The organism is Ruminococcus callidus ATCC 27760 (assembly GCF_000468015.1).
Taxonomy (GTDB): Bacteria; Bacillota; Clostridia; order Oscillospirales; family Ruminococcaceae; genus Ruminococcus_C; species Ruminococcus_C callidus.
In genome coordinates this window covers 953-7,895 of sequence record NZ_KI260308.1, presented here as the reverse complement: position 1 = coordinate 7,895, position 6,943 = coordinate 953, and the positions used below count along the sequence as shown (strand labels likewise).

Annotated in this window: 4 protein-coding genes; all 4 read right to left on the bottom strand. The window is 56.5% G+C overall.

Annotated elements, in window-relative coordinates; genetic code table 11:
- Positions 1-360 precede the first annotated feature (360 nt).
- The 4 genes from RUMCAL_RS02220 to alr all read right to left on the bottom strand — a co-directional run bounded on the left by RUMCAL_RS02220 (position 361) and on the right by alr (position 6,478).
- The gene (locus RUMCAL_RS02220; RefSeq protein ID WP_021680823.1) at positions 361-840 is read right to left on the bottom strand and encodes an SLOG family protein; all 480 of its coding nucleotides are present in this window, start codon (positions 838-840) and stop codon (positions 361-363) included.
- A complete protein-coding gene (locus RUMCAL_RS16735; protein ID WP_021680822.1) occupies positions 840-2,078 on the bottom strand; it encodes a 2-hydroxyacyl-CoA dehydratase in 1,239 nt (412 codons plus the stop codon). The genes RUMCAL_RS02220 and RUMCAL_RS16735 overlap by 1 nt, the downstream gene beginning before the upstream one ends.
- Positions 2,079-2,135: 57 nt before the next feature.
- Positions 2,136-5,108, bottom strand: a complete 2,973-nt coding sequence (locus RUMCAL_RS02210; protein WP_021680821.1) for an acyl-CoA dehydratase activase — start codon at positions 5,106-5,108, stop codon at positions 2,136-2,138.
- A 221-nt stretch (positions 5,109-5,329) separates the two neighbouring features.
- Positions 5,330-6,478 (bottom strand): alanine racemase, encoded by a 1,149-nt coding sequence (gene alr / locus RUMCAL_RS02205; protein WP_021680820.1) that lies wholly within the window; start codon positions 6,476-6,478, stop codon positions 5,330-5,332.
- Positions 6,479-6,943: the final 465 nt, after the last annotated feature.

The following is a 6,943-nucleotide window of genomic DNA, read 5'->3' as shown; positions in this document are numbered from 1 at the left end:
GGGGACCGCCGTTAGGCGGTGGAGGGGTTTCTACACAATAGCCTCCCTTGAAAAGGCACCCGAAGGGCAGACGGAGGGATTTCTTCTGTGAAACCTGAAACAGAAGTAAAAGATTCCACAGAACCCCTCCACCAGCTCCGCTGGTCCCCCTCCCCTTTCAGGGGAGGCTCATTTGTATCTAGGCTCCCTTGAAAAGGCACCCGAAGGGCATGCCTTGTGCTGAACTGACAGCCGCAGGCTGACTGAGGGATTCTTCTGTGAAACCTGAAACAGAAGTAAAAGATTCCACAGAATCCCTCCACCACACCTCTCATTCCACAACAACAAAAGCCGTACCCGAAAAGGTACGGCTTTTTTATTCTATTTCACCAGATTGATGACCGGTATGCCTTTTTGTTTTGCCATACGCACAGTCTGAGCCGTGCCGCTTCTGCCGGCGGGGTCGCTGCAATAGCAGATACAGCAGTCCGCCAGTTCCACCAGCCGCTGGTTCCGCAGCCGCATGCAGCTTTTCGTGTATTCCTCCGACACGAATTCGCAGGAATCCGCTTCCCGAAAAATGCAGTCATAGGCTGCCTTTTGTGCCTCTGTCCAGCGTGCCGTCTGCTCCCCGCGGGAACAGGGCAGCACCAGATGCAGGGCAATACAGGGATACTCCTCCCGCAGATCCAGCACCGTCTGTGCACAATAGGTATCCCACCCCAGTGCACCGCCGGCGTAAAAGTCCACAAAGCCCTGCGGAATGGCAGTTTCCAGCACCCGCCGCAGCTCTTTCAGCAGTGCCGGCAGCTCTGTCCTGACAATATGCCGGTGACCGGTAAAACAAATGGAACGCACCATTACACCTGATTCTCCTGCTCCATTTTGGTGTTCGCCAGCATCAGCTTGATGCGGTTCTCCTGATTGACGCGGGTCGCACCGGGGTCGTAGTCGATCGCCACAATGTTGGCATTGGGATAGGCGTTCTTAATGGTTCTCGCCATGCCCTTTGCCACGATATGGTTGGGCAGACAGCCAAAGGGCTGGGTGCAGATGATGTTCTCCGTGCCGGTTTCCGCCAGCACTGCCATTTCTGCCGTAATCATCCAGCCCTCGCCCATGGAAACGCCCTGACTGATGTACTTATCCGCAGCACGGCGGAGGTCTTCGAAGTCGTGGGGCGGGGTGAATTCGCCCTGCTTCTGGATCGCCTTGATCATCTGCACCTGCTTGCTGTGGAGGAACTTATACCCCAGCCCGAATGCCAGCGTCTTGAAGTTCTTGTAGTCGTACAGGTGGCTGTTGGTTTCGCTGTTGGCGGCACAGTAGAGGATAAATTCCAGCAGGGTGGGAACCACCGGCTCACAGCCCTCGGAAATGAGGAAGTCCTCCAGATGATTGTTCGCCAGCGGCGAATACTTGACGTAGATCTCGCCGATAATGCCCACCCTGATCTTGGGCTTTTTGCTGCGGGGGATCGCCGCGAAGTCCTTGAGGATCTGGGTGTAGATCTTTTCCGCAGAGAGGAACTTGTTGCTCTCGAACAGCTTGGGCAGCTTCTCCTGCCATGCGTCCAGCACCTGCTGGGACTCGCCCTCGTTCAGTTCATAGGGGCGGCACTGGTTGTACAGGGTCATCAGCAGATCCGCATAGAGGACAGCGTAGACCATTTTGAGGCACAGTGCCGGTGTCAGTTCCAGACTACAGTCCTTTTCCAGTCCGGCAAAGTTCAGGGAGAGCACCGGCACCTGCGGGAACTGTTCCGCCATGCACTTCCGCAGCAGGTGAATATAGTTGGACGCACGGCAGCCGCCGCCGGTCTGGGTGATCAGCAGGGCGGTGTGATCGACATCATACTTGCCGCTTTTCAGGGCTTCCATGAACTGTCCCACGACCAGCAGGGCAGGGTAACAGGTGTCGTTGTGGACGTTTTTCAGACCTTCCTCCACCACGGTGCGGGAGGTGGATTCCAGCAGCACTACATGATACCCGAACTGTTCCAGAATGCGGATGAGCAGGTGGAAGTGAATGGGGAGCATATTGGGTGCAAGAATGGTATAGGTCTTTTTCATTTCCGGTGTAAACTTTGCGTATGCCATATGTATGGTTACCTCCTTGGAATGCTCGGGTTGCGGTGGGTGTCTGAGGAAAAGATCTCACGCCGTTTCCGGCTCTGTCTGCTTCTGTCCCTGTGTCTGTTCCATTGCGGCGATCAGGCTCCGCAGGCGGATCTTGATGGCTCCCAGATTGCTGATCTCATCGATCTTCAGCTGGGTGTACAGCTTGCCGCCGGTTTCCAGAATCCGCCGCACTTCATCTGTGGTAATGGCATCGATACCGCAGCCAAAGGACACCAGCTGTACCAGCTGCATATCCGGCTGTGTGGTGACATACTTGGCGGCACGGTACATTCTGGAGTGATACGTCCACTGGTTCAGTGCCTGCAATTCCGGTGTCTGTGCCAGATGTGCCACGCTGTCCTCGGTGATGACCGCCAGCCCCAGACTGCCGATCAGCTTGTGAATGCCGTGGTTGATCTCCGGATCGATGTGGTACGGTCTGCCTGCCAGCACAATGATCTGCCTGCCGGCTTCCCGTGCCTGCCGGACGATCTCCTCGCCCTCGGCGGTGATGTCTTTCCGGTACTGTTCCAGTGCTGCAAAGCCGTGTTCCAGTGCCGTTTCCACCTGCTTTTTCGTGGCATAGCGGCTGAATATGGTGGACAGCGTCTTGACCACATGCCCGCGGCGGTTCAGGTCGAGGAACGGGTACAGGAAATTGTTGTGGTTCAGCTTTTCGCAGTTCGCCATGAGCAGTTCCGGATAATACGCCACCACCGGACAATTGAAGTGGTTGTCGGAATCGCCCTCGTCGATGTTATAACTCATGCAGGGGTAGAAGATGAAGTCCACGCCTTTTTCCAGCAGGCTCTCAATGTGTCCGTGTGTCAGCTTCGCCGGATAGCAGACCGTATCTGACGGAATGGTGCTCTGTCCCTTGTAGTAGGTGCCGCGGGTGCTCTCCTCGGAGAACTTCACCGCGAAGCCCAGTTCTGTGAAGAACGTGTGCCACAGGGGCATCTGGTCGTAGTAGTGCAGTGCCAGCGGCAGCCCCACCGTGGCTTTCGGCTCTGCGGGCTGATTTTCCTGCTCCAGCGAGAGAATTTTCCGGTACTTCCACTCGAACAGATTCGGCAGCTGTTCGCTCTCCTTTTTGCCGGCACCCTTTTCACAGCGGTTTCCGGAAATAAATCTGCCGCCGTTATTGAACCGGATCACACTCAACGCACAGTGTGCGGTACAGCCCTTACAGGTCGCCGCCTTGGCGGTATAGGAGAACTCCTGCAACTGCTGCGGATTCAGCAGTGTGCTGGTGCCGGTGCTCTTTTCCTGAGCGTACAGAGCCGCACCGAATGCCCCCATCAGACCGGAAATTGCCGGACGAATGACATCGTGACCGATCTCCCGTTCGAAGCAGCGGAGCACGGCATCATTGAGGAAGGTGCCGCCCTGCACCACGATATGCTGTCCCAGTTCCTCCGGATTGCGGGCACGAATGACCTTATAGATCGCGTTCTTGACAATGGAGCCAGACAGACCGGCGGAAATATCCTCTACCGTCGCACCGTCCTTCTGTGCCTGCTTGACGCTGCTGTTCATGAACACGGTACAGCGGGAGCCCAGATCTACGGGGTGTTCTGCGAACAGTCCCAGCTTGGAGAACTCGGCAATGTCATAGCCCAGTGCCACGGCAAACGCCTGAATAAACGAGCCGCAGCCGGAGGAACATGCCTCATTCAGCATGATGCTGTCGATGCTGTGGTTCTTGATCTGGAAGCACTTGATGTCCTGCCCGCCGATGTCGATGATGAAATCCACCTCCGGACAGAAGAACGAAGCCGCCTTGAAGTGTGCCACCGTTTCGACAATGCCGAAGTCCACGCCCAGTCCGGCACGGATCAGGTCTTCTCCATAGCCGGTGACGGCACTGCCGCAGATCTGACAGTCCGGACTCAGGTCGGCGTACAGGGCGGACAGCTCCCGCTGAATGCAGTCCAGCGGCTGTCCCTTATTGGAAGCGTAGAACTCGTACAGCAGCTTGTGGTCTTCCGACAGCAGCACGATCTTGGTGGTGGTGGAGCCGGCATCGATGCCCAGATACGCCTTGCCGGCATAGGTGCGGTAGTCGCCCCGTGCCACATCATGGGCGGCGTGGCGTTCCTGAAACCGCTGGTATTCCTCCGGATAGCTGAACAGCGGCTTGTCTGCCACCAGAGCCGTCTGGGTCTTGGCGTTCCGGAGCAGTTCTTCCAGTTCTGTCAAGGTGTATGTATCCGTCAGGGACGATGCAGACACGGCACTGCCATATGCCACAAAGGTTCTGCCGTCTTCGGGGAACAGGGCGTGTTCTTCGTCCAGTTCCAGCGTTCTGGTAAAGGCGTTCCGCAGCCCTTGCAGGAACGACAGCGGGCCGCCCAGAAACAGCACGTTTCCGGCAATGCGTCTGCCCTGTGCCAGACCGGAAACCGTCTGGTCCACCACTGCCTGAAAGATGCTGGCAGCGATGTCCTCCCGCCGTGCTCCCTGATTCAGCAGGGGCTGAATGTCGGACTTGGCGAACACGCCGCAGCGGGAAGCAATGGGATACACCTTTTCGGCTGCCTGTGCCATTTTGTCCAGCTGATCCACACTCACGTCCAGCAGGGTCGCCATCTGGTCGATAAAGGCACCGGTACCGCCGGCACAGCTGCCGTTCATACGCTGCTCCACGCCGCCGGTGAGGAAGATGATCTTGGCATCTTCGCCGCCCAGTTCGATCACCACATCGGCTTCGGGATACCGCCGCTTCACCGCCAGAAACGCCGCATGCACTTCCTGTACAAAGGGCAGCCCCGCCGCCTGTGCCAGACCCAGACCGGCAGAACCGGTGATGCTGACACGGAGCTGGACGTCCGGATATTCCTGTGCCAGTGATGCCAGCTTGGTGCATACGGTTTCTCTGACCTTGGAGAAATGGCGTTCATAGCTGGAAGACAGCACTTCGCCCATCTCCGTCAGCAGAACCGTCTTGACCGTTGTAGAACCCACGTCAATGCCCAGTGCATACGGGATCTTTTGTGTTTCAAGCATGGATAGCTGCTCCTTTCCTGTGACGCATCTGCGTCGGCTTTCACGATTTGTCCGGCAGGCATTCCCGCGGGACAGAGATTTCAACTTCTGGATTTTAGCTTTTATATAAAATGATTGTACCTGATTTTTTCGGGGATTGCAATGGAAAATTTTCCGTGCGGCGGGAAACCCCTCCACCAGCTTCGCTGATTTTCATTCCCTTTCAGGGGAGGCTATTTGAATTATGCTCCGATCACATCACGGGGCACACGTTTGGAAATGCCGCAGACGATCTCGTACCCGATCGTTCCGTACAGGGCTGCCAGTTCGTCGGCGGTAATGGTTTCTTCGCCGTCCGTGCCGAACATGGTGACAACGTCTCCCGGCTTGACTTCTTCCGGCACGTCGGTCACGTCCAGCATCAGCTGATCCATGCAGACCCGTCCCACGATGGGGCAGCGTCTGCCGTGGAGCAGTGCGTCCGCCTGATTGGACAGCAGCCGTGCGTAGCCGTCGGCGTAGCCAATGGTCACTGTGGCAATGGTGCGGGGCTTGTCGGCAGTGTAGGTTCTGCCGTAGCTGATACACGTGCCGGCATCGACCTGCTTCACGTGGGAAACCACGCTCCGCAGGGACATTACCGGCTGCAATTCCATAGGCACATGCACGGGGTAGTTGGGTTCCAGTCCGTACATGATGATGCCCACCCGTGCCAGCGTGGCTCTGGGGTTGGGGCGTGTCACGGTGGCTGCACTGTTCATGAAGTGGAGATGCTTCAGGGTGTGTCCCAGTTCCGCCAGCCGGTCATATACGGCAACGATAAAGTCCTCCTGTGCCTGCGTATACGCCATGTCATCTGCATCTACCGAGTCTGCCACGGCAAAGTGGGTGTAGATGCCCTCAATGGACAATTTATCCAGTTCGAACAGGGGCAGCAGAGCCTTGGCACAGTCCTCCGGCGTATTGCTCCGGAAGCCGATGCGTCCCATGCCGGTGTCCAGCTTGATGTGGCAGCGAACCGGCTGGTGGGCGAAACTTTGCAGCTGTCGGGCATATTCCAGCGACAGCACGCCCTGAATGATGTTGTTCCGTGCCAGTTCCGGTGCGAACTCCGGCGGGGTATAGCCCAGAATGAAGATCTCTCCATAGGGGCAAAGCTGCCGGACAGAAAGGGCTTCTTCCAGATTGGAAACCGCAAACCAGCGGACTCCCAGTTCCCAGAGCTTCTGGCAGATCGCAGCGTCGCCGTGTCCATAGGCGTTCGCCTTGACTACCGCCATAAACTGCGTCTGTGCCGGCAGACGGTTCTGCACGGTCTGTACATTATGCGTCAGTGCGTTCAGGTCGATCTCTGCCCACGCACGATAGCGTTTCTGCTGTTCTTGTTCCATGATCCATCACGTTCCTTTTCCGGATACGGCTCCGCCGCAGTGATACGGCAGGCGGGGGTGCAGGCAGGGCGTGTAAAAGCAGCTGTTTGAGCAGAACTAGCAGTTACAAACTGATTAAAAGATTTTCCTGTAAAACCAAAAAGATTCCCCGAAAAACCCCTCCACCAGCTACCGCTGGTCCCCCTCCCCTTTCAGGGGAGGCTTATTTCTACTCGCCGATTTTTCAATTGTCCTGCTTGCAATTTTCTATCAAATATGGTATGATTAGGTTGCATTTTCTATGCCGGGTGCCGATGCCGAAACCGGTCGCGGCAATGCCGGCATACCCTTTAGTATAGCACGAAACGGGGAAAATTGCAAGTCTTAGATATGAATAGATTTCGTTTGTCCGGCAGGGCGGTTTTTCGACAAACCCCACAATCGGACAAGCACTTTAGGCAATACCGCACAAAGAGCGTCTGGCGA